General features: G+C 61.7%; 16 protein-coding genes. 8 read left to right on the forward strand and 8 right to left on the reverse strand.

Annotated features, from left to right (window positions below; all coding sequences use genetic code 11):
- Positions 1-79: 79 nt before the first annotated feature.
- Positions 80-2,665, reverse strand: coding sequence for an EAL domain-containing protein (locus ABIE32_RS17215; protein WP_429017909.1), 2,586 nt, complete (start codon positions 2,663-2,665; stop codon positions 80-82).
- Between the two features lie 399 nt (positions 2,666-3,064).
- Between ABIE32_RS17215 and ABIE32_RS17220 the strand changes: the two genes are divergently transcribed.
- From ABIE32_RS17220 to bioB, 3 genes are all read left to right on the forward strand, one after another.
- Positions 3,065-3,532 carry a VOC family protein gene (locus ABIE32_RS17220; RefSeq protein WP_429017911.1) on the forward strand — a complete coding sequence of 156 codons (468 nt, stop codon included), beginning with the start codon at positions 3,065-3,067 and terminating at the stop codon, positions 3,530-3,532.
- An 87-nt stretch (positions 3,533-3,619) separates the two neighbouring features.
- Positions 3,620-4,024: a glyoxalase superfamily protein gene (locus ABIE32_RS17225; RefSeq protein ID WP_429017912.1), complete on the forward strand. Its 405-nt coding sequence runs from the start codon at positions 3,620-3,622 to the stop codon at positions 4,022-4,024.
- A gap of 535 nt (positions 4,025-4,559) precedes the next feature.
- Positions 4,560-5,600 (forward strand): biotin synthase BioB, encoded by a 1,041-nt coding sequence (gene bioB, locus ABIE32_RS17230; RefSeq protein WP_429017914.1) that lies wholly within the window; start codon positions 4,560-4,562, stop codon positions 5,598-5,600.
- Positions 5,601-5,670: 70 nt separating this feature from the next.
- Here the strand turns inward: bioB and ABIE32_RS17235 are convergent, their stop codons facing one another.
- A complete protein-coding gene (locus tag ABIE32_RS17235) occupies positions 5,671-6,291 on the reverse strand; it encodes an FMN-binding negative transcriptional regulator (protein WP_429017916.1) in 621 nt (206 codons plus the stop codon).
- A gap of 104 nt (positions 6,292-6,395) precedes the next feature.
- Between ABIE32_RS17235 and ABIE32_RS17240 the strand changes: the two genes are divergently transcribed.
- The gene (locus ABIE32_RS17240; protein WP_429017917.1) at positions 6,396-7,880 is read left to right on the forward strand and encodes a PLP-dependent aminotransferase family protein; all 1,485 of its coding nucleotides are present in this window, start codon (positions 6,396-6,398) and stop codon (positions 7,878-7,880) included.
- Between the two features lie 175 nt (positions 7,881-8,055).
- Here ABIE32_RS17240 and ABIE32_RS17245 read toward each other — a convergent pair whose 3' ends face one another.
- Positions 8,056-9,111 carry a quinone-dependent dihydroorotate dehydrogenase gene (locus ABIE32_RS17245; protein ID WP_429017919.1) on the reverse strand — a complete coding sequence of 352 codons (1,056 nt, stop codon included), beginning with the start codon at positions 9,109-9,111 and terminating at the stop codon, positions 8,056-8,058.
- 54 nt (positions 9,112-9,165) lie between these two features.
- On the opposite strand from ABIE32_RS17245, the gene rpiA reads away from it, so the two are divergent.
- Positions 9,166-9,840, forward strand: a complete 675-nt coding sequence (gene rpiA, locus ABIE32_RS17250) for a ribose-5-phosphate isomerase RpiA (RefSeq protein ID WP_429017921.1) — start codon at positions 9,166-9,168, stop codon at positions 9,838-9,840.
- Positions 9,841-9,922: 82 nt separating this feature from the next.
- Here rpiA and ABIE32_RS17255 read toward each other — a convergent pair whose 3' ends face one another.
- The 5 genes from ABIE32_RS17255 to ABIE32_RS17275 form a co-directional block, all read right to left on the reverse strand.
- Positions 9,923-10,591 (reverse strand): DUF4124 domain-containing protein, encoded by a 669-nt coding sequence (locus ABIE32_RS17255; RefSeq protein ID WP_429017923.1) that lies wholly within the window; start codon positions 10,589-10,591, stop codon positions 9,923-9,925.
- 197 nt (positions 10,592-10,788) lie between these two features.
- Complete coding sequence (locus ABIE32_RS17260) at positions 10,789-12,849, reverse strand: M3 family metallopeptidase (RefSeq protein WP_429017924.1); 2,061 nt, start codon at positions 12,847-12,849, stop codon at positions 10,789-10,791.
- A 202-nt stretch (positions 12,850-13,051) separates the two neighbouring features.
- On the reverse strand, positions 13,052-13,900 hold the full coding sequence (gene folD / locus ABIE32_RS17265) for a bifunctional methylenetetrahydrofolate dehydrogenase/methenyltetrahydrofolate cyclohydrolase FolD (RefSeq protein WP_224152536.1): 849 nt from the start codon (positions 13,898-13,900) through the stop codon (positions 13,052-13,054).
- A gap of 108 nt (positions 13,901-14,008) precedes the next feature.
- Positions 14,009-14,641: a response regulator transcription factor gene (locus ABIE32_RS17270; protein ID WP_184709621.1), complete on the reverse strand. Its 633-nt coding sequence runs from the start codon at positions 14,639-14,641 to the stop codon at positions 14,009-14,011.
- Between the two features lie 15 nt (positions 14,642-14,656).
- Positions 14,657-17,197 (reverse strand): PAS domain S-box protein, encoded by a 2,541-nt coding sequence (locus tag ABIE32_RS17275; protein WP_429017927.1) that lies wholly within the window; start codon positions 17,195-17,197, stop codon positions 14,657-14,659.
- Positions 17,198-17,405: 208 nt separating this feature from the next.
- Between ABIE32_RS17275 and aceE the strand changes: the two genes are divergently transcribed.
- The 3 genes from aceE to lpdA are packed head-to-tail and all read left to right on the forward strand — an operon-like array spanning position 17,406 to position 23,668.
- Positions 17,406-20,111, forward strand: a complete 2,706-nt coding sequence (gene aceE, locus ABIE32_RS17280; protein ID WP_224152534.1) for a pyruvate dehydrogenase (acetyl-transferring), homodimeric type — start codon at positions 17,406-17,408, stop codon at positions 20,109-20,111.
- A 20-nt stretch (positions 20,112-20,131) separates the two neighbouring features.
- On the forward strand, positions 20,132-21,796 hold the full coding sequence (gene aceF, locus ABIE32_RS17285; protein ID WP_429017929.1) for a dihydrolipoyllysine-residue acetyltransferase: 1,665 nt from the start codon (positions 20,132-20,134) through the stop codon (positions 21,794-21,796).
- 15 nt (positions 21,797-21,811) lie between these two features.
- Positions 21,812-23,668, forward strand: coding sequence for a dihydrolipoyl dehydrogenase (gene lpdA, locus ABIE32_RS17290; protein ID WP_429017930.1), 1,857 nt, complete (start codon positions 21,812-21,814; stop codon positions 23,666-23,668).
- Positions 23,669-23,774 lie beyond the last annotated feature (106 nt).

Raw genomic sequence — 23,774 nt, forward strand, 5'->3', positions numbered from 1 at the left:
CGCTGCCCTACAAACGCAAAGAAAAAGCCCGATTGCATCGGGCTTTTTTCGTGGGCGAAATCGAAGCCAGCCTCCGCTGCTAGATAAGCCCACGGGCAATGGAGAGCGGCAGGTTGGGTGCAGGGCTGCCGAGTCTGGCGCTGGCGGCGGAGGATGATGCAACTGCAGCGACCTCATTGGCGGCGGGGGATGCATTTGCCCCCGGGAAAGGCTTGGGCGCACCCGTGGCATAGCCTTGGGCATAGTCCACGCCCATGTCGCGCAGCATCTCCACGATCTCGGGCGTGGCTGCAAATTCGGCAATGGTCTTCATGCCCAGCGCATGGCCCAGGTGGTTGATGGCTTCCACCATGGCGCGGTGCGCGGGCTCGCGCTGCATGTCGGCCACAATGGCGCCGTCGATCTTCAGAAAATCGACCGGCAGGTTCTTCAGGGATGCGAAGGACGAGACGCCTGCGCCGAAATCGTCCATCGAGAACTTGCAACCCATGTCCTTGAGCGATTTGACCAGGCGAATCGCATTGGGCAGGTGGGTGATGGCCGCGGTCTCGGTGATTTCAAAGCACAGAATGCGCGGGTTGATGCCATGCAGCTCGATCTGGTGGCGCAGAAAATCCAGCAGCTTTTCGTCGCCCAGGGTCGTACCCGAGAGATTGATGGCGCAGCATGAGATGGGCATCACATGCCACGCCTTCTGCATGGCAGCCAGGGTTTCCAGCGATTTGTTGACCACCCAGCGGTCTACCAGCGGCATCAGGCCATAGCGCTCGGCAGCGGGAATGAAGTGCACAGGACTGATGACGCTGCCGTCGGGCATGCGCATGCGTATCTGCACTTCCACATGCAAGCCGTGGCCGGCAGCCGCTTCCGCACTGTTGTTCAAGGCATGGATCGGCTGGGCATGCAGGATGAATTGGTCACTCTCCAGCGCTGTCTTGATGCGCTCCACCCATTCCATTTCGCCCACGTAGCGGGCAATTTCCTGGTCTACGGCCGGGTCGTAGGCATACACCACATTCCGGCCGCGCTGCTTGGCGCCGAAGCAGGCCATGTCGGCCACGCGGAAGACCTCCTCCACCGAATCCAGGGGAGCACAGAGCTTGACCAGACCTATGCTGATGCTGGAGCTGAGGCTGCGCTCTCCCCACTGGATGCGTAGATGCTGGGCGGCGTCCCGAATCTGTTCGGCCAGTTCCTTGGCCAGATCAAAAGGGCAGTTTTCCAGCAGGACGGCAAATTCATCGCCGCCGACTCGGGCCAAGGTGTCTTCAGCCCGCAGGCCATGCTGGAGCATGGTGCTGATGGCGCGCAGCATGGCGTCGCCCGCAGAATGGCCGCCAGTGTCGTTGATGACCTTGAACTGGTCGAGATCCAGATACATGATGGCACCAGCGGGGCCTTCAGGCCCGTGCGGCTGGGCCAGCACCAGCCCCAGGCGGCGCTCAAATTCATAGCGGTTGACGAGGCCGGTCAGCTGGTCGTGCGTAGCCTGCCAAGCCAACTCGCGGATGAAGGTCTGCTCCTGGCTCACATCATGGAATACGAAAACCGCCTCAACAGTGCCGGTGTGCGTACCAATGGGGGTATAGGCCATTTTCACCTGCCGCGCGCGACGGTGGCTGTCGTAGATGGTGAAGATGGCTTCATTCACCAGCGCTTTGCCACTCAAGGCGTCCAGGATGGCATCCTGAACCAGGTAGCTTTCGAGGTTTGCTGGCGGGGTGCGCATGCGCTCTGCCAAGTTGCGCAGGAAAAGCTGGTGAAGGCTGGCCCCCAGCAATTGCTCGGCGGCCTTGTTCATATAGAGCACATCACCTGCGGCATTGGTGGTGATGACGGCATCGCCAATGGCTGCCAAGGTCGTGGTTGCGCGCTGGCTCACCATGTCCAGGGTGTTTTCCACCTGTTCGGTATCGCGCTTGAGGCGGCTGGTGTGCCACATCAGCAGCACCAGCATGAGCAGGGCGCCTCCGATATTGAGCCACAGCAGGCTTGCCTTGAGCTTGCGGGCCGACATATTCAGGGCGTTGGAAAATTCCTGCTCCAGGGCAGAGAGCTGGGACTGCAGGGTATTGAGCTGGGCAAGCCAGCCCCGCTGCAAGGTGAGTGTGGGAGGGCCGATCTGCAAGCTGGCATGGATCAGATTGCCAAGAGACTGGAGTTCCATCAGGGCTCCGTCGCTGGCCTGCCATTTTTCGAGGAGTGGGGCCACAAGGTCGGTATTCTTGAAGTAGCCAGTCAGCCAGAACAGCTCCTTGATCTCTGCAAGCTCATTGCGGCCTTCCTTGAGCAGCAGCGCCGCCTGGATTTCGGCGTTGCTGCCCCGTGCCTCGATCAGCTTGCGGGCCTGCATGTCGCTCATGGGAATGCGCAGCCCTTTCTGGAACTGGCCATAGGCACTGGCGTTGCCTGTGGTGGCGTAATCGCTCAGTGCGTAGATGGCGTCCTTCTGGCCCTTGCTCCACTGGCTTTCTCCAGTGCTGAAGGAGCGCAGTGCGCTGAGCATCTGCAAACTGATGACGGCTAGCGTGGCCTGCACAATGGCCAGCGCAATGAAAGGCCAGATGCTGCGCAGGGTTCGCAGACTGCGTTGCCAACGCGGATCCGCAATCCCGCTCGCAACCGTACCTGAGGCAGAAGGGCGTTGCGAGGCGTAGTAGTCCATGGGTCCACCTACCGCCATGACCAGGCCAGCAGTCGCTTGGCCGGTTGAGAGCATTGACAGGTGGGTTTGCCTTGCATGGAGTGGAGGTTTTCAAGTACTACGGTTGCAAATCAAGTCGGGCTTCATATCAGAAACCCATGGCCAATATTCTATAGATAGCCTAATACTATTTTTTCAATAAATGTAATTGGTTTTCGATTCTTACAAAAAGCAGCACCGGACGAGGCCCCGATTTCCACTGATTCATTGCGGTGTCTCTCCTCTGAAGACCCTCTGGGCGTGGGCTTTGAATGGGCTCCTGGGTACGCAGTCCGCCAGGTGACAGCAAAGCCTTGGCACAATGGTGGCGTCGGCGCAACCAAGGGTTGAGCCGTGGATTGTTCAAGGAGATACATACACATGCCACAAACGCGTCCGTTCAAGGTTCTGGGGATTCAGCAGGTTGCCATCGGTGGTACCGACAAGGGCCGCATGAAAAAGCTCTGGGTCGATATGTTGGGGTTGGAGCAGACTGGCACCTTCCAGAGCGAGCGAGAGAATGTGGATGAGGACATTCTGGCCATGGGCAAAGGCGCGATGAAGGTGGAAGTGGACATCATGCAGCCCATGGACATCGAGAAAAAGCCTGCCGTGCACGCCACGCCGCTCAATCACATCGGCCTGTGGATCGATGACCTGCCTGTCGCCGTGGAATGGCTCAGTGCCAATGGCGTGCGCTTTGCACCGGGTGGCATCCGCAAGGGGGCTGCAGGCTACGACATCACTTTCCTGCATCCCAAGAGCAATGATGAGTTTCCCATTGCCGGTGAAGGGGTGCTGATCGAGTTGGTGCAAGCGCCTCCGGAGGTCATTGCTGCACTGGGCTGATCGAAAGGGGCTTTGCTCCATCATGCGCTGGCGCCTGTCCATGGGGCGCCAGCATGTCAAAAGTGATAGCGAACCAAGGTTTTTTCCATGCTGAGCAACCCCATCATTCCCGTGCTGCGCAGTTTTGACGAGGCCAGGGCCGTCGAGTTTTACCAGGTGTTCCTGGGCTTTTCGCAGGATTGGACACACCGTTTCGGTGACGATTTTCCGCTCTACCAGCAACTGAGCCTCAAGGGGCAGGACGGTCGCTTCTGCATTCTGCACCTGAGCGAGCACCATGGGGACGGGAGCCCTGGCGCCAATGTGCGCATTGAATGGCCGGGGCTGGCGGCTTTCCAGCAGGCTTTGCTGGCCAAAAACTACCGCAATGCCAAGCCGGGGTTGGAGCGCATGCCCTGGGGCATGCAGGAGTTGCGCATTGCTGACCCGTTTGGCAATCGCCTCGTTTTCTTTGAAGAGTTGCAGGACGAGGCGGCCCACGCCTCGCCCTAGTGGGATCACTCCCAGATCGCGCCACCTGCCACGGCCCACGGAATACATCGTGGGCCGACTTCCGTGAACACTTCAAGCGCCGTACTTCTGGCCGGTGCAGCGCTTTCCTGCGCTCGGTCCGGAATACCCACATATACCAATCGGGATTGAATACATCTCCGTGGTGCTAAAAGCTCCCAAATCCTGCCAGTCCTGTTGCGGCAGCTGCTGCACTTCTGCGGCATTTCATCCAGCGGTGCCCGGTTCTCTTTGGCAAACCACGTCAATTGCCACCAAATCGCCGGTAACGGACTGCAGTGCAGGCGCAGCGCTACCGTGATTTGCAGAAAATTGAAGGCCGATTGGCGCAGCTTGCAGTATCTAGTGGTCTTCGTGCAGGCTATGGGCGTCTATCTGCAGACAAATATGCTGCATCTGGATATCTGCCAAAACTGCTTCCCGCAGGGTGTGCCGTGCGCTTGGGATTGGCGCCGCTTGTGCAGACAATGGGCTCCATGCCAGGCCAGATCGGCTTTGGCCTTGATTGAGGAACCCCATGTCCAGCCCATCTCATTTTTCCGGATCGGTACCTGCCACCGCCGCCGTGCACTGGCACCCCGCTGCAAAGCCGGCGCAACCGGCCACAACAGAGCGCTGGCCTGTGCAGGCCGTGCAGGAACTGCTGGAATTGCCATTTACGGAGCTGATGTACCGTGCGCAGACGGTTCACCGTGCGCATTGGCCCGCAGGCGATATGGAGCTGGCGACCTTGTTGTCCGTCAAGACGGGAGGTTGTCCCGAGAACTGTGGCTACTGCCCGCAGTCGGCAGAGTTCGATACCGGGGTGAAGGCCGAGAAGCTGATGAGCGTTGCCGAGGTGACTGCTGCAGCCCAGGCCGCCAAGGATGCAGGTGCCACCCGTTTTTGCATGGGTGCTGCATGGCGCGCTCCCAAGGACCGCGATATCGAGAAGGTGGGCGAGTTGATTGCGGCTGTCAAGGGCCTGGGCCTGCAAAGTTGCGCCACCCTGGGCATGCTGGCCCCGCACCAGGCGCAGGCCTTGCGAGAGGCGGGGTTGGACTACTACAACCACAACCTCGATACCGCGCCCGAGTACTACAGTGATGTGGTCAGCAGCCGCCAGTACCAGGACCGGCTTGACACGCTGGCTGCAGTGCGCGAGGCCGGAATCAGCGTCTGCTGCGGCGGCATTGTGGGCATGGGGGAGGCGCCGGTGCATCGTGCAGGCCTGCTTGCCCAGTTGGCCAATATGGAGCCTTATCCGGAGTCCGTGCCCATCAACAGCCTGGTGCGCGTGCCGGGTACGCCGCTGGCCGACAGCGATCCAGTGGATCCGCTGGACTTTGTGCGGGTGATTGCTGCTGCCCGCATTCTGATGCCCAAAGCCCGCGTGCGCCTGTCGGCGGGCCGCCAGCAACTGGGGGAGGCCGTGCAGACGCTGTGCTTTCTGGCGGGTGCCAACTCCATCTTCTACGGCGATAAGCTGCTGGTCACCGGCAACCCGGAGGCGGATGCCGATGCGCGTCTGCTCGCCAAGCTGGGCATGCCCGCGCGGACCTGCGAAGTGCCCGCATAACGCCAAGGCCCTTGGCGGCTTTCCCAGAAGAAGCATCTTGCGGGATTTCGTGCACCCATCTTGAACGGGTTTATCCCGGTGGCAGGGCAGTACCTCGCATGGCTTGGGCCAGGGCGTGGTTGCCTTGTGATTCCAGCCCGGCAATGGCGCCTTCCCGGTCGGGTGCTGTGTGGTGCTGGTTGAGCTTGCGCTTGGCTTCGAGGCGCTGTATGCGGATCTCGATGCCCACGATGTGACCCAGCTGCTCCTGAAGGAAATCGGCAGGGGCATCGGCCATCTTCCAGGGTTTGGGCTGGCCCGCTTCGTGTTGGCGGGTCAACAGCCCCACCTCGCGGCGCACAAATTTTTCTTCGTCGCGTACATGGATGGTGCCATGGGCATGCACCACCTCGTAATTCCAGGTGGGGACGCGCCGGTGCGTCTCGTGTTTGCTGGGGTACCAGTTCGGTGAGATATAGCCTTGCGCGCCACGGAACACCACCAGCACCTCATCACCATCGCGCACCTCGCGCCAGAGCGGGTTTGCGCGCGCAACGTGGGCAATCAGCGTGCCGTCGTCAAGGAGCAGCGGCAGATGGTTGGCTTCCAGCCCGTTGGCGGTATGGGTGATGAGCATGCCCAGGGCATTCTCTCGGATGATGCGATGGAGTTCCTGAACATCGGTTTCGGCAAAAGCGGGTGGGAGGTACATGGTGTTCTTTGAAAAAATGCCGGGCTGAAGCGGCCATACGCCACTGTGCCGCATTTGTGGTATGCATAAAATAGCCAGTTTTTGAATATTTGCCATACCAGTTGATGAACCCTTCGCACCATCGGCGTCCTGGATTGAGCCGGGCGCTGTATGAAGAAATCCGGGCGCGGATGGCCGATGGCACCTATGCCGTGGGTGCCCCCATGCCATCCACCCGCGCGCTTGCGGCTGAGCGGGGACTATCGCGAGCCACGGTCACGCTGGTGTATGAGCAGCTCGCGGCCGATGGTTTTATCGAAACCCGGCCGGGGGCAGCCAGCCGTGTGGCGAGCGGCGCGGCTGCGACGGTAAATTCGCCACGGTCAGTTCCGGTGGCGGCCATGCCTGCGCACCTGGCAAGGCCGCTGTCGGCCGTTGGCCAACGCATTGCCGCGCTTGGGCTGGCAACGCCCAGCCCGAAAGAGGGTGAGCAGGACATCGACTTTGTCTACGGCCCCTTGTCGGGCGGCGATTTTCCAACTCTGGCCTGGATGAATGCTCTGCGTGCAGTTGAGCGCCAGCGCAGCAATCGGCTGGAGTATGACGATCCGCGCGGCAGCATTGCGTTGCGCACAGCCTTGCAGGCCCACTTGAGCCGTGCGCGGGGCCTCGCCTGCAGTGCCGAGCAGATCGTGATCGTGAGCGGCTCGCAGCAGGCCCTGGATCTGTGCGCGCGACTGTTTGTGGACCCGGGTGACCCTGTGGTGGTCGAAAACCCGGGCTATCGGATGGCGCACCATGCCTTTGAAGCCTATGGCGCGCGGCTGCGCTTTCTGGGCATTGACGAACACGGCGCGGTGACCGATGGACTGGAGAGCCTGGGCCTTGCCAAATTGGCCTATGTGACGCCTACGCACCAGTTTCCGCTGGGAGGCTTTTTGCCCATTGGCCGGCGGCGCCAGTTGCTGGATTGGGCGGTGCGCAGCAAGGCCTGGGTCGTCGAAGACGATTACGACAGCGAGTACCGCTATGCCGTGCGCCCGGAGGCCACGCTGCTGTCGCTGGATGCGCATGGCTGCGTGGTCCATGTGGGCACCTTCTCGAAGACGCTTTCACCCCAGCTTCGGTTGGGTTACATGGTGCTGCCGCCTGCACTGGTCGAGCCCTTCGCCGCGGCCAAGCGCGTGACCGACCGGCATGCTGCCACTGGCGTTCAGCGTGCCTTGGCGCTGCTGCTGGAAGACGGCAGCTACGACAGACATGTACGCCGCATGCGCCGCCTGCAGCAGGCACGCCAGGTGGCACTCCTGCAGGCACTGCAGCGCCATCTGGGCGCCAAGGCGCAGGTGCAGGGCGCCGCGAGCGGGCTGCATGTGGTGGTGTGGCTGCCTTCCTTGCCGGCAAGCGCAGAGCCGCTCCTGGTGGCTGCGGCGCAGCGGCGGGGCGTGCGGATCCATCCGCTCAGCCCCTTGTTCCACCCCCAGGCCCCGGACCGGGCGCTGCCCAGGCCCTGCGGGCTGGTCATGGGTTACGCCTTGCTGCAGCCCGAAGTGATTGCGAAGGGGGTGGAGCGCCTCGCACAAGCGGTGCGCGAGGTGGAGCAGGCTTAGAACGTGCTTACGATCTCCTCGCGCCGCGACAGTGGGCTTGCGGGGCGCCCGGCTAGGGATGGGCTGCTAAGCGCAATACCGCAGCAATAGCCCCGCTATTGCGAGGATTTGCAACAACGCAGACCGCCCGCAAGCCCACTGTCGCGGCTGCGTAGATATCGTAAACACGTTCTTACTAGCCCCGTCCGCCCTCTGCCTTGAGCGCCTGGGCAATCTCGGGAACCAGGGCCGGGCCCTTGTAGATCAGCCCGGTGTAGATCTGCACCACGTCGGCTCCTGCCTTGACCTTTTCGACCGCGTCGGCACCGCTCAGAATGCCGCCCACGCCGATGATCGGGAACTGTGGCCCGAGCGCTGCGCGCAACTGGCGAATGACGGCATTGCTCGCCTCGAACACCGGGCGGCCCGACAGGCCGCCGGCTTCTTCCGCATGCTGCAGGCCTTGCACTGCGTCGCGGCTGATGGTGGTGTTGGTGGCAATCACGCCGTCCATGCCGTGGGCCTTGAGGCTGGCTGCGATGACGGCGACCTGCTCGTCCGTCAGGTCGGGCGCGATCTTGAGGAACACCGGCTTGTGCTTGCCGTGCTCGCGTGCCAGTTGTTCGCGGCGTGCCACCAGAGCAGAGAGTAGGGCATCGAGCGCTTCATCGCTTTGCAGCGCGCGCAGATTCTTGGTATTGGGCGAGCTGATGTTGACCGTGATGTAGTCGGCGTGCGGGTAGACGGCGTCCAGGCATTGGAGGTAGTCGCGCGTGGCCTCCTCCATCGGGGTGGCGGCATTCTTGCCAATGTTCAGGCCCAGCAGCAGCGGGTTGGCCTGCTTGCGGAACTGCGCCTTTTTCACATTGGCGATAAAGGCCTCCAGTCCGCCGTTGTTGAAACCCAGGCGGTTGATGAGGGCGTCGCGCTCGGGAATGCGGAACATGCGTGGCTTGGGGTTGCCCGGCTGGGCCAGCGGGGTGACCGTGCCCACTTCGACAAAGCCGAATCCCATGGCGCCCAGCCCGTCAATGGCGCGTGCATTCTTGTCCAACCCCGCAGCCATGCCGACGCGGTTGGGGAAGTTCAGGCCCGCCAGGGTCACCGGATCGGACACCCGTGTCTGGCGCCAGGCGCAGGCCAAGGGGGAGTTCTGGCCCTTGGCCAGCATGTCCATGGTGAAGTCGTGCGCAGCCTCGGGCTGCATGCCAAACAGGATGGCTCGGGACAGGGAATAGGGGATCAGGGACATGGGATGGGATAATTGCGCAATTGTTTGTATTTTCGCTGATATGACAGCACCAACATGACTCAAGACGAATTGAAGGCCGAAGTCGGCCGCGCGGCCCTGCAATACGTGGTGGCGGGCGAGATTGTAGGCGTGGGCACCGGCTCCACGGTCAATAAATTCATTGATGCCCTGGCCACGATCAAAGACCAGATTCCTGGCGCAGTGTCCAGCTCGGTCGCCAGCACCGAGCGCCTGCAGGCGCTGGGCATCCAGGTGTTCGATGCGAACGAGGTGACCAGCCTGGCTGTCTATATCGACGGTGCGGATGAAATCGATCACCAGGGCTATATGGTCAAAGGTGGCGGCGCGGCGCTCACGCGCGAGAAGATCGTTGCGTCGCTGGCCGAGCGCTTTGTCTGCATTGCCGATGCATCCAAGCGCGTGCAGACACTGGGCGTATTCCCGCTGCCGGTGGAGGTGATTCCCATGGCTGCCGCGCAGATTGCCCGCCACTTTGCCGCCAAGGGGGGCACTGCCACCTTGCGCATGAAGGACGGCCAGCCGCTGGTGACCGACAACGGCCAGCATATCCTGGATGTGACGGGCCTTGTGATTGCGGACCCGTTGGCATTCGAGACAGAAGTGAACCAATGGGCCGGTGTCATCACCGTCGGGGTGTTTGCCCACCAGAAGGCTGCAGTGTGCCTGCTGGGCACCGAACAGGGCGTGGAGACGCTGGAATTTGCCTGAGGACTGTTGTGGCAGCTGTCTTGTCGCTGCCAACATGGAAAAAAGCCTGCGCAAGCAGGCTTTTTTCTGGGCCAGAAGAGGGCTAGAACACGATTCCGGTCGGGTTCTCCGGTGTCACCCGTTGCGGCACGACGGAGTTGCCGCCCGCAGGCCCTGCGGCATCGGGCGCAGCGGCGCCATTGCCAGCAGCAGCGGCGGGTTTGATCGTCTTGGGAATCAGGGGCGTGGCAACTGCCTGGCGGTAGCTGGCAGGCAACTGCGATTTGGCGGGGTAGCCTGCTGCATCCAGGTATGCGCTCCAGTCATTACTGTTGAAGCCCTTGAGGTGCTGGCCGCCGAGCGTGGCAAATGGAACGCTGTCTGCACTGCTGAGCTTTTTGAGCGCAACGATTTCGTCGTTCGAAGTGACCGTCTTCTCGGTGTATGGCACGCCACGGTCTTGCAGGTAGCTGCGTGCTGCATCGCAGGCACTGCAATCCTTGGATGTATACAGGGTCAGCGGGTATTTGCCGGCGGCCTGCTTGACCTCCAGTGGCAGGCCGGCCAGGTTGGGACCGGCAGATTCTGCGCTGGTAGCGCCCGATACCGATTGCGACGGCGTATCCGTGGAAGGCGCCCGGTCCGAGAACGTGACCTTGCCGTCCGGGCCCACAATGCGGTAGACCTTCTGGGCCGCAGCCGGGCTGGCTGCGAACACCATCAAGGCACCGGCAATCGCTGCGGCGGTGGTGGCAAAGGCTTTCATCTGCATAGTGATCCCTCGGTTCATTGTCGTGTTATCCAGCCCATTATGCCCAAAACAGGCATGGCTTCCATTGCAGAGTGCAACAGGGACAAGGGCATCGGCCTGTGCGGGCCGGATACCACGTCTGCGTTGTGAAAAAGCCTCGCAGCTTGCCACTGGTTGGCCGCTGCGAGGCTGGGTTTTCAGTGCAAGGGGCAACGCTCTCAGGCAGTGGCGGCCTCTGCCTGCATGCCCTGGTGGCGCAGCAAGGCGTCCAGTTGCGGCTCGCGTCCCCGGAAGGCCTTGAACGATTCCATCGCCGGGCGGCTGCCGCCTGCTTCCAGAATGGCGTGCAGATAACGCTGGCCCACCTCGGCATCGACAACGTCGCTGCTGCCCTTGGCCTTGGCGGCTTCTTCAAAGCCCGCAAAGGCGTCGGCGCTCAGCACTTCTGCCCATTTGTAGCTGTAGTAACCCGCAGCGTAACCTCCTGCAAAAATATGCGTGAAGGTGTTGGGCATGCGGTTGAATGCAGGCTGGGGCAGCACGGCCACCTGGTGGCGCACGTCGTGCATCACACCATAGAGCGCGTCGGCATGGATGCCGTCGCCCTGCAGTTCGGTATGGATGCGCATGTCAAACAGCGAGAACTCGATCTGGCGCAGGGTCTGCATGCCCGACTGGAAGTTCTTGGCTGCAATCATCTTGTCGTACAGCGCGCGTGGCAGTGGCTCGCCGGTGTCCACATGGGCGGTCATGTGGCGCAGCACTTCCCACTCCCAGCAGAAGTTTTCCATGAACTGGCTGGGGAGTTCGACGGCATCCCATTCCACGCCACTGATGCCCGAGACATCGCGCTCGTTCACCTGGGTGAGCATGTGGTGCAGGCCATGGCCGGTTTCGTGGAAGAGGGTGATGACATCGTCATGCGTGAGCAGCGGCGGCTTGCCATCCACTCCGGCAGCAAAATTGCATACCAGGTGGGCAATGGGCGTTTGCAACTGGCCGTTGTCCGGCCGTAGCCAGCGGGTGCGCACATCATCCATCCAGGCGCCACCGCGTTTGCCGTTGCGCGCAGGAGGATCCAGGTAGAACTGGCCTACCAGTTCGCCATTGCGCTCGATGCGGTAGAACTGCACCGCATCGTTCCACACGGGGGCCAGATCCTGCTTGATCTGCACGCCAAACAGGGTCTCGACGATGCGAAACAGCCCTGCCAGCACCTTGGGGGCAGGGAAGTATTGCTTGAGCTCCTGCTCACTGAAGGCATAGCGCGCTTCCTTCAGATGCTCGCCGATATAGCCCCAGTCCCAGGCCTGCGGGTCGGCCAGGCCCAATTCTGTGCGGGCGTACTCGCGCAGGTCCTGCACGTCCTTTTCGCCAAAGGGCTTGGCCTTGCTGGCCAGTTCCTGCAAAAAGTCCAGTACCTGTTGCGATGATTTGGCCATCTTGGGCGCTACGGATAGCTCGCCAAAATTGGCATACCCCAGCAGATGCGCTTCTTGCTCGCGCATTTTCAGGATGTCGACCATCAGCGGCGTGTTGTCGAGCTTGGCATCGCCAAATTCACTGGCACGGGTGGTGTAGGCGCGGTAGAGCGTCTCACGCAGTGCGCTGCTCTTGGCAAACTGCATCACGGGCAGGTAGCTGGGAATCTTCAGGGTCAGCTTGTAGCCGTCCTTGCCGTCGGCTTCGGCGGCCGCCCGGGCTGCGGCTATCACATCCTGTGGCACGCCATCCAGTTCTTCCAGCGCTGCATAGTAGGCGAACTGGTCGGTCGCATCCATGGCGTTTTCGCTGTACTTCTGGCAGGCGAGGGCGCTCTTTTCTTGCAGTGCAGCATATTCGTCGCGTGCCTTGCCCTGCAGCTCTGCACCACCGAGCACGAAGTTGCGCATGGCGTTGTCCCAGGCCTGCTTCTGCTCTGCATTCAAGGTGGCGGGATCGATGGCCTTGTACTTGGCGTACAGTGCCTCGTCCGAGCCCAGTTGCGTCCAGAACGCTGTGACCTTGGGCATTTCAGCGTTATAGGCGGCGCGCAGCTCGGGCGTGTCGGCCACCGAATTGAGGTGGCCCACCATGCCCCAGGCGCGGCCGAGCTTCTCGGTCGTCACATCCAGCACCTTGGCGATTTCACTCCATTGCGCGGGAAAATCCGGCGCCGTCACCGTCTTGAGGGCAGTTTCGCTTTCGGCCAGCAACTGGTCGATGGCGGGTGCAATGTGTTCGGGTTGTACCTGGTCAAAGCGGGGCAGACCGCTGAAGTCGAGCAATGGATTGGTCATGGTGCTGGTTAGATGGGGCGTATTGCCCTGCAATCAATGCATTATTGGCGCAATATCTGAACTACTGCTGGCGAACGGGGCATTGTCAGCCATTTGAACATGAAAAAAGCTGCTGGCGCGCAATGGGAGCACGCCAGCAGCTATCGTTTTAATAGTTTTTGACAGGCCTGTGGCGGGTACCCGCCCGGTCCTTGCGCAGGCCTCAGGCGCGCTCGGCCGACTCCAGCGTGTTGACCATGAGCATGGTGATGGTCATCGGGCCCACACCGCCGGGCACGGGGGTGATGTAGCCCGCCACTTCCTTGACACCGTCAAAATCCACGTCGCCACACAGCTTGCCATCGGCATCGCGGTTCATGCCCACGTCGATGACCACGGCGCCGGGCTTGACCATGTCGGCGGTCAGCACGCCCACCTTGCCTACGGCGGCAACCACGATGTCGGCCTGGCGTGTCATGGCCGCGAGGTCGGCGGTGCCGCTGTGGGTGATGGTGACTGTGGCATTGGCAGCCAGCAGCATCATGGCCATGGGCTTGCCCACGATGTTGGAGCGGCCGATGACCACGGCGTGCTTGCCGCGCAGGTCTTTCATGCCGATGGATTCGAGCATCTTCATGCAGCCATAGGGCGTGCAGGCCTTGAAGCCGACTTCGCCCACCATCAGTGCACCGGCGCTGGCTACGTGAAAGCCGTCCACATCCTTTTTGGGCGAGATGGCTTCGATCACCTTGTGGTCGTCGATGTGCTTGGGCAGCGGCAACTGCACCAGGATGCCGTGGATGCTCGGGTCATTGTTGAGCGCTTCGACGCGGGCGAGCAACTCGGCCTCGGTCATGCTGGCATCGTACTTTTCCAGTACAGAGTGAAAGCCGCACTCCTCGCAGGACTTGACCTTGTTGCGTACATAGACTTGGCTGGCCTGGTTGTCGCCCACCAGGATGACGGCGAGGCCGGGCACGACCCCCCGGGCTTTGAGCTTGTCGGCGCGCGCCTTCACATCGGCACGCAGTTGTTGGGAGAGGGCCTTGCCATCGATCAGTTGAGCGGTCATGTCTGAATCCAAAATGCCAAAAGAAAATGCGCCGTACCGCAGGCGGTACAAGCGCATATAGCTATAAAAACCGTAGTTCTTTGTCCGGGCGGGAAGGCCGCTAATTTATCACGATGCCTTGGCTGGCGCTTGCGATCCCAGTGCAATCTTGAGCAGGTCGGCCACGGTATTGGCGCCCAGCTTTTCCATGATGTTGGCGCGGTGCGCCTCAACGGTCTTGATGCTGATGCCCAGGTCGTCGGCGATCTGCTTGTTCAGGCGTCCGGCCACGATGCGTTCGAGCACCTGCGATTCGCGGCTCGTCAGCTTGGCCAGCAGGGCATCGCGGCTGGCGGCCTGCTGGTGGCCTGCAAACGAATCGCGGGCCTTGTCCAGCATGCGCTCGACCAAAGAGTCCAGATGGGCTTCGTCAAAGGGCTTCTGGATGAAGTCCATCGCGCCCTTTTTCATCGTGTCCACGGCCATCGGCACATCTCCGTGGCCGGTGATGAAGACGACTGGCAGCGGGGATTTGTTTTCGATCAGGCGATCCTGCAGTTCCAGGCCGCTCATGCCACCCATGCGGATATCCACGATCAGACAGGCCACTTCGCGTGGGTCGTAGCGCGCCAGAAACGACTCGGCAGAGTCAAAGCAACGTACGCGGTAGTCCTTGCCCTCCAGCAGCCATTGCAGCGAATCACGAACTGCTTCGTCGTCATCCACCACGTATACCGTGCCCTTCTTCGGGATCAAGCTCATGCACAATTCCTTCTATCAGTATTGCTGTCGCGCCGGCGATTCAGCAGATTCAGTAGCACGGGCCACCGGAATCCAGAAGCTGAACTTACAACCCGTCACCTCGTTGCCATTGTAGATGTTATCGGCCTGCATCCGGCCATGGTGCGATTCCACAATCGAACGGCAAAGATTCAGGCCGATGCCCATGCCTTCGCTCTTGGTAGAGAAGAAGGCCTGAAACAATCTGTCGAGAACCTCGGGTGACAGGCCGCGCCCCGTATCTTGAACAGAAAACTCTATCACATCCGCATCGCCAATCTTGCGGGGCACCACCCGCAATTCCACCATGCGCTGGTGTGGCGGGCGGCCTGCATTGGCAATCGATTCGGCGCCGTTCTTCATCAGGTTGATCAGCACCTGTTCGATCAGGATGCTGTCCACCCGGATCTGGGGCAGGCGCGCCGCCACATGGTGCGACAGGCGCACGTTGTGGCGCTTGAGTTCGATGGAGCCAAGCTCTACCGCCTCGCTGACGATTTCCGCCACATCGGCGAGTTCGTGGTTGGGCTCGCTGCGCTTGACGAACGCCCGGATGCGGTGGATCACCTGCCCGGCGCGCTGCGCCTGGTGGGCCGTCTTCTCCAACGCGCCCAGCAGGGCCTCTTCGCTGAGCGTGCCGTTCTTGATACGCGAGACCATGCCGCTGCAGTAGTTGCTGATGGCCGACAGCGGCTGGTTCAGCTCGTGCGCCACGCTGGAAGCCATCTCGCCCATGGTCACCAGGCGGCTGACGGTAGCAGCTTTCTCGGCCTGGCGAGAGGCCTGTTCCTCGGCCAGGCGGCGCTGGGTGATGTCGGTGGCAATCACCATCTGGGCCAGGCGTCCGTCCACCCAGTTGAGGTAGCGCGAGCGCACCTCCAGCCACTTGCCGAGCTCTGGAATGTAGATTTCCGCGTTGCCCGCCACGGCGGTGGTGATCTCGTCGCTGGGCAGGCCCATCAGGCCGTCCTCATCGTCCAGGCTGGTAGATGCCTGGTTGTTGCTGGGCAGCACACCGGCCTGCGCCACCAACTGCAGGTGGCCCACGGTCTGCGAGCCGAACCATTGCCGGTAGAGCTTGTTGGCAAACAGCAGCTCTGCACTGCCTAATGGTGCAACGGAGACGGAGGCGTCCAGCGCTTCGAGCACGATGGTGAAGCGCTCGTAGGATGCGGACAGCTGCTCACGGATGCGGTTGGGCTCGGTGATGTCGGTCATCGAGGTCATCCAGCCCGTCTGGCGGCCGTGGCCGTCGATCAGCGGAGATACATAGAGGCGCGCCTCGAACATGGAGCCGTTCTTGCGCCGCACACGCATCTGAAAGCCTCCGGGAAAGACCTTGCCGCTCATCTCGTCGATCAGCATGTCGTGGTAGGTGCTCTGGTCGCCTTCGGGCCAGTAGGGGTAGGGCGGCATCTTGCCCACCAGCTCGCCTTCGCTCCAGCCGGTCATCTGGCAGAACGCGGCGTTCACGTAGGTGATGCGGCCCTGCAGATCGAGCGCGCGCATGCCGGTCAGCACGCTGTTTTCCATCGCGCGGCGGAAATTGGTCTCGCCCTGCAGCGCTTCCTGCGTGCGGATGCGCTTGCGTGTGTGTCGCCAGGTGGCCAGCAGCAGCCAGGCCGTCATGAAGCTGAGGACGCCCACGAGCCAGAACAGGCCGTTGCTGACCAGGCCCAAAGAGGTATGGTAGGCCTGGGCACGGAGCTTGAGGCTGTTGCCCACCGGGGCGATGGGTATCTCATATTCGTTGGGCACGGCGCGCCAGGGCAACAGGCGCTGGGCTGCCGCGCGTGGGGCGAGGGGGGTGCCGGCAATGGTGGTGCCGTTGCCGTCCTTGAGCGTGACGGCGTAGCGCGCCAGTACTTCCGTGGGCGTGGCGTAGCGCAGCAGGTTGTCGATGGAAAACTCCGCCAGCAGCACGCCGCCAAAGCGCCCCTTCTGGCTGATGGGTACTTCCAGCAGCAGCATGGGCGAGGTGCCTTTGGTAGACAGCGGCTGCGAGTACACCGGCTGCTGCAGGTCGCGCGCCATGTCGAACAGGTCGACCAGCTCCTTCTTGCTGATGACTTCATCCACGGTCAGCAGGTCTTCGGAGGCCACGCTCGGCCCAAACTGCGTCGCGCGCACCTGGCGCTTGGCATCCAGCCAGCTCAGCGCCTGCAACTCGGCGTACTGGCTGATCATGGTGTCGGCGCGATCATTGAAGCCGTTCTTGTCGATGTCCTGGTTGCCCACGTCGCGCGCCAGGCGCATCAATTGCTCCTGCCGCTCGGACAGGCGCAGGCGAATGCGCTGCTGGGCGTATTCCACATCGCGGCGCATGGATTCGCGCTCACGCTCGAACTCCTCGATACGCAGGTACCAGAAGGCTGCAACGATGGCGATGAAAAACATCACGACCGCCACGAGCGGGGCAATCGATGCATAGCGATCCTGTCGCGCAGGCGACAAACCCTTCCACCAGGTGCGCCACATCTGGACCAGGCTGGGGCGGCTGTTTTCCGTTTCGGCGACGGAACTCTCATTCGGATTCATGGCCCAGAGTGTAGACGAGGGGGAGCCAAACCACCGTCTGAAACTGGCGTATCGTGGTACCTGTGCCAGCGCAAACGCCCGTCAATTGTGCGTTTGCAGCATTTTTTCATAATATAAAAACGAAGACCGCTATTTGAAATACTCAAAAAATGTGAGAAACTCTGGCACAGTCATTCGTAGCAGTTCAGTCAATAAGGAGACGCCTAGCATGTCCGAGCCATCCGAACAAAAGCCAGTCAACGGCACCACCCGAACCGACAACCTAGAAACCCGCGAGTGGATGGATGCGCTGTCCGCAGTGATCGATCGCGAAGGCGCGGAATACGCCCACTCCCTGATTGAACAACTGCTGGAACATGCACGCCAGAACAGTGTGGATCTGCCGTTTTCTGCCAATACCGGCTACGTCAATACCATCGAGCCCGAGCAGGAGGCCCGCAGCCCCGGCAATCTCGAGATCGAACAGCGCCTGCGCGCCTACATGCGCTGGAACGCCATGGCCATGGTCGTCAAGGCCAACCGCATCCACCCTCCCGAAGGTGGTGACCTGGGCGGCCACATCGGTTCCTTCGCATCGCTGGCCAGCATGTTTGGTGCCGGCTTCAACCATTTCTGGCATGCCGAGAGCGAAAACCATGGCGGCGACTGCCTCTATATCCAGGGCCACGTCTCGCCCGGCATCTATGCACGCGCCTATCTGGAAGGCCGCATTTCCGAAGAGCAGCTGCTGAACTTCCGCCAGGAAGTGGACGGCAAGGGCCTCTCCAGCTATCCGCACCCCAAGCTGATGCCTGATTTCTGGCAGTTCCCCACCGTCTCGATGGGCCTGGGCCCGCTGATGGCGATCTACCAGGCGCGTTTCCTGAAATACCTGCACGCCCGTGGCATTGCCAATACCGAAAACCGCAAGGTCTGGGTGTTCTGCGGCGACGGCGAAATGGACGAAGTCGAATCCCTGGGCGCAATCGGCCTGGCTGCACGTGAAAACCTGGACAACCTCGTTTTCGTCATCAACTGCAACCTGCAGCGCCTTGACGGCCCTGTGCGTGGCAACGGCAAGATCATCCAGGAGCTGGAAGGCGAATTCCGTGGCGCCGGGTGGAACGTCGTGAAGCTGATCTGGGGCAAGGGCTGGGATAGTTTGCTTGCCAAGGATCACGATGGCGCGCTGCGCAAGATCATGATGGAGTGCAACGATGGCGACTACCAGGCCTTCAAGGCCAACGACGGCGCCTACGTCCGAAAGAACTTCTTTGGCCGCGACCCACGCACGCTCAAGATGGTCGAGCATATGAGCGACGACGAGATCTGGAACCTGCAGCGCGGCGGCCATGATTCCCAAAAGGTCTACGCGGCCTTCCACGCAGCACAGAACCACCAGGGTCAGCCTACCGTGCTGCTAGTCAAGACCGTCAAGGGCTTTGGCATGGGCAAGGTTGGCGAAGGCAAGAACAATGTCCACCAGACCAAGAAGCTGGCTGACGAGGATATCAAGGCCTTCCGCGACCGTTTCAACATCCCGATTCCAGACAGCCAGATCGCCGATCTGCCGTTCTACAAGCCGGCCGACGACACGCCGGAAATGAAGTACCTGCACGAGCGCCGCAAGGCACTGGGCGGTTACCTGCCCCAGCGCCGCGCCAAGGCCGACGAGCAGTTCACCGTGCCTTCGCTCGACACCTTCAAGGCCGTGCTGGAGCCTACGCCGGAAGGCCGCGAAATCTCGACCACCCAGGCCTATGTGCGTTTCCTCACGCAACTGCTGCGTGACAAGGAAGTCGGCCCCCGCGTGGTGCCCATCCTGGTGGACGAGGCCCGTACCTTCGGTATGGAAGGCCTGTTCCGCCAGATCGGTATCTACAACCCACATGGCCAGCAGTACACCCCGGTCGACAAGGACCAGGTGATGTACTACAAGGAAGACACCAAGGGCCAGATCCTGCAGGAAGGCATCAACGAAGCGGGTGGCATGTCCAGCTGGATTGCAGCGGCAACCAGCTACAGCCACAGCAACCGCATCATGATTCCGTTCTACATCTACTACTCGATGTTCGGATTCCAGCGCATTGGCGATCTGGCCTGGGCTGCGGGCGATCTGCAGGCGCGCGGCTTCCTGCTGGGCGGCACCTCGGGACGCACCACGCTGAACGGCGAAGGCCTGCAGCACGAAGACGGCCACAGCCACATCCTGGCAGGCACCATTCCCAACTGCATCAGCTACGACCCGACTTTCGCCCACGAAGTGGCCGTGATCATGCAGGATGGCCTGCGCCGCATGGTGCAGAACCAGGAAAACGTCTTCTACTACCTGACGCTGCTAAACGAAAACTACGCCATGCCAGGCCTGACGCCCGGCACCGAGGAAAAGATCCTCAAGGGCATGTACCTGTGCAAGTCGGGTGGCAAGGGCGAGCAGCGCGTGCAGCTGCTGGGCTCGGGCACCATCCTGCGTGAATCCTTCTTCGCCCAGGAACTGCTGGCGCAGGACTGGGGCATTGCCGCCGACGTGTGGAGCTGCCCATCGTTCAACGAGCTCACCCGCGACGGCCAGGATGCCGAGCGCTGGAACATGCTGCACCCGACCGAAGCGCCCAAGGTGGCTTTCGTGACGGCAGAGCTGGCAGGCAGCACGGGCCCCGTGATTGCTTCGACCGACTACATGAAGTCGTATGCCGAGCAGATCCGTCCGTTCGTTCCCGCTGGCCGCACCTACAAGGTGCTGGGCACCGATGGCTTTGGCCGCTCGGACTTCCGTCGCAAGCTGCGCGAGCACTTCGAAATCGACCGCCACTACATCGTCGTGGCAGCCCTGAAGGCGCTGGCCGATGAAGGCAAGCTGCCTGCACAGAAGGTGGCCGATGCGATTGCCAAGTACGGCATCAACGCCGACAAGATCAACCCGCTCTACGCTTAAAGCCAGCAGGAGACAGCACAATGGCATTGATTGACATTCAAGTTCCCGATATTGGTGACTTTGCAGAAGTGGGCGTGATCGAGCTGCTCGTCAAACCTGGCGACACCGTCACCAAGGACCAGTCGCTGATCACCGTCGAGTCCGACAAGGCCTCGATGGAGATTCCGTCCAGCCACGCAGGCGTGGTCAAGGAAATTCTCGTCAAGATCGGCGACAAGGTTGCCGAAGGCTCGGTCATCATCAAGATGGAAGCAGCCGATGGCGCTGCGGCACCCGCTCCCGCCGCGGCCGCCCCTGCAGCAGCTGCCCAGGCTCCGGTCGCGGCACCTGCGCAGGCCGCACCGGCCGCCGCACCCGCAGCAGCACCTGCTGCGTCCGGCCCCATCAACGTCAATGTTCCCGACATTGGCGACTTCAAGGATGTGGCCGTGATCGAACTGCTGGTGAAGGTGGGCGACACCGTCACCAAGGAGCAATCGCTCTTCACCGTGGAGTCCGACAAGGCTTCGATGGAAATTCCGTCGCCCGCCGCTGGCGTGGTCAAGGAACTCAAGATCAAGATCGGCGACAAGGTCAATGTGGGCGATCTGGTGGCGGTTCTGGAAGGCAATACGGCAGCTGCTGCAGCACCGGCGCAGGCCGCTCCTAAAGCAGAAGCGCCCGCAGCGGCTCCGGCATCCTCGCAGGCAGCGCCCGCAAGCGCCGCACCTGCCGCTGCTGTGCCCGCACACAATCCGACCGTGGCGCCTACGGGCAGCCTGCCGTACGCATCGCCTTCGGTGCGCAAGTTTGCGCGCGAACTGGGCGTACCGCTGGAAGAGGTCAAGGGTTCGGGCAACAAGGGTCGCATCACTGCGGACGACGTGCAGAACTTCACCAAGCAGGTGATGACCGGCGCCGTGCAGACCAAGGCCCAGGCCGCCAAGGCACCGGCCGGTGGCTCTGGCGTGGGTATGGATCTGCTGCCATGGCCGAAGGTGGATTTCAGCAAGTTCGGCGCCGTGGAGCGCAAGGACTTGTCGCGCATCAAGAAAATCTCGGGCGCCAACCTGCACCGCAACTGGGTCATGATCCCGCACGTCACCAACAACGACGAAGCGGACATCTCCGAGCTCGAAGCCTTCCGCGTCTCCACCAACAAGGAGAACGAGAAGAGCGGCGTCAAGGTCACCATGCTGGCCTTCGTCATCAAGGCGCTGGTTGCCGCACTCAAGAAATTCCCTGAGTTCAACACCAGCCTGGATGGCGACACGCTCGTCTACAAGCAGTACTTCAACATCGGCTTTGCCGCTGACACGCCCAATGGCCTGGTCGTGCCGGTGCTCAAGGATGCCGACAAGAAGGGCATCATCCAGATCAGCGCAGAAATGGGCGAGCTGGCCAAGAAGGCGCGCGACGGCAAGCTGGGCGCTGCCGACATGCAAGGCGGCTGCATCTCCATCTCGTCGCTGGGCGGCATTGGCGGCACGCACTTCACACCTATCGTGAATGCACCGGAAGTGGCCATCCTGGGCCTGTCCAAATCGGCCATCAAGCCGGTGTGGGACGGCAAGCAGTTCGTGCCGCGCCTGATGCTGCCGCTGTCGCTGTCGTACGACCACCGTGTCATCGACGGTGCTTCTGCTGCACGCTTCAATGCCTATCTGGGCCAGGTGCTGGCGGATTACCGCCGCATCATCCTGTAATCGGAGACGCACACTATGGCAATCGTAGATATCAAAGTCCCCGACATTGGTGATTTCGCTGAAGTGGGCGTGATCGAGCTGCTGGTCAAGCCTGGCGATACCGTCGCCAAGGACCAGTCGCTGATCACCGTGGAGTCCGACAAGGCCTCGATGGAAATCCCGTCGAGCCATGCTGGCGTGGTCAAGGAACTCAAAGTCAAGATCGGCGACAAGGTGGCCGAAGGCTCGGTGATCCTGTCGCTGGAAGCAGCGGAGGGCGCCGCATCGGCCCCTGCGCCCAGTGCCGCCCCTGCTGCGCCCGCAGCATCTGTACCACAACAGGCTCCGGCGCCCGCAGCGCAAGTGCCTGCTGCTCCTGCTCCAATAGCAAGCAACTACAGCGGCCAGGTCGACGAAGACTGCGACGTGGTGGTGCTGGGCGGTGGCCCTGGCGGCTACTCTGCCGCTTTCCGCGCGGCCGACCTGGGCCTCAAGGTCGTGCTGGTTGAGCGCTACAAGACGCTGGGCGGCGTGTGCTTGAACGTGGGCTGTATCCCTTCCAAGGCGCTGCTGCACGTGGCCGCAGTCATGGACGAAGTCAGCCACCTCGCGGCGCTGGGCATCGACTACGGCGGCGCCCCCAAGGTCAACATCGACACCTTGCGTGGCCACAAGGAAAAGGTGATCGGCAAGCTGACCGGCGGTCTCGCAGGCATGGCCAAGATGCGCAAGGTCACCATCGTGCGCGGCTATGGCAACTTCGTGAGTGCCAACCACATCGAAGTGCAGGAAACCTCGGGCGACGGCCAGGAGAAGACCGGCGCCAAGAAGGTCGTGCAGTTCAAGAAGGCCATCATCGCAGCGGGCTCCGAGGCCGTGCATCTGCCTTTCCTGCCCAAGGACGAGCGCATTGTCGACTCGACCGGCGCGCTGGCCTTGAAGAGCGTGCCCAAGCGCATGCTGATCCTGGGTGGCGGCATCATCGGCCTGGAAATGGGTACCGTCTACAGCACGCTGGGCGCACGTCTGGATGTGGTGGAGATGATGGACGGCCTGATGCAGGGCGCCGACCGCGATCTGGTCAAGGTCTGGCAGAAGATGAACGCGCCGCGCTTTGACAACATCATGGTCAATACCAAGACCGTGGGTGCCGAAGCCACGCCCGAAGGCATCAAGGTCAGCTTCGAGCCCGCCAAGGATGGCGTCACCGTGCCCGAGCCCCAGGTGTACGACCTGGTGCTGCAGGCCGTGGGCCGCACGCCCAATGGCAAGAAGATCGGAGCCGAAGCTGCTGGCGTGTCCGTCACCGACCGGGGTTTCATCAATGTCGACATCCAGATGCGCACGAATGTGCCCAACATCTTTGCGATCGGCGACATCGTGGGCCAGCCCATGCTGGCACACAAGGCCGTACATGAAGCGCACGTGGCTGCCGAAGTCATCGCCGGTGAACTACAGGGCAACAAGGAGCTGGCCTCGGCCGCCTTCAATGCCCGCGTGATCCCGAGCGTGGCCTATACCGACCCCGAAGTGGCATGGGTGGGTCTGACCGAAGACCAGGCCAAGGCGCAGGGCATCAAGGTCAAGAAGGGACTGTTCCCCTGGGCAGCTTCAGGTCGCGCCATTGCCAATGGCCGTGACGAAGGCTTCACCAAACTGCTGTTCGATGATTCGCCAGAGGCCCATGGCCACGGCAGGATTCTGGGCGGCGGCATCGTCGGCACGCACGCTGGCGACATGATCGGTGAAATTGCTCTGGCCATCGAAATGGGGGCTGACACCGTGGACATCGGCAAGACCATCCACCCGCACCCCACGCTGGGCGAAAGCATCGGCATGGCGGCAGAAGTGGCGCACGGCACCTGCACGGACGTTCCTCCCGCACGGAAATAAGTCTCTGGACGTGACTCGTCCTGTCATAGGTTGACACCTATTCGCGACTAATCTCCAGCCCAAGCTGGTTGGCGAGAGACGCCCGATGTACTGCATCGGGCGTTTT

It is taken from the genome of Comamonas sp. 4034, assembly GCF_050434545.1.
Classification (GTDB): domain Bacteria; phylum Pseudomonadota; class Gammaproteobacteria; order Burkholderiales; family Burkholderiaceae_C; genus Comamonas; species Comamonas odontotermitis.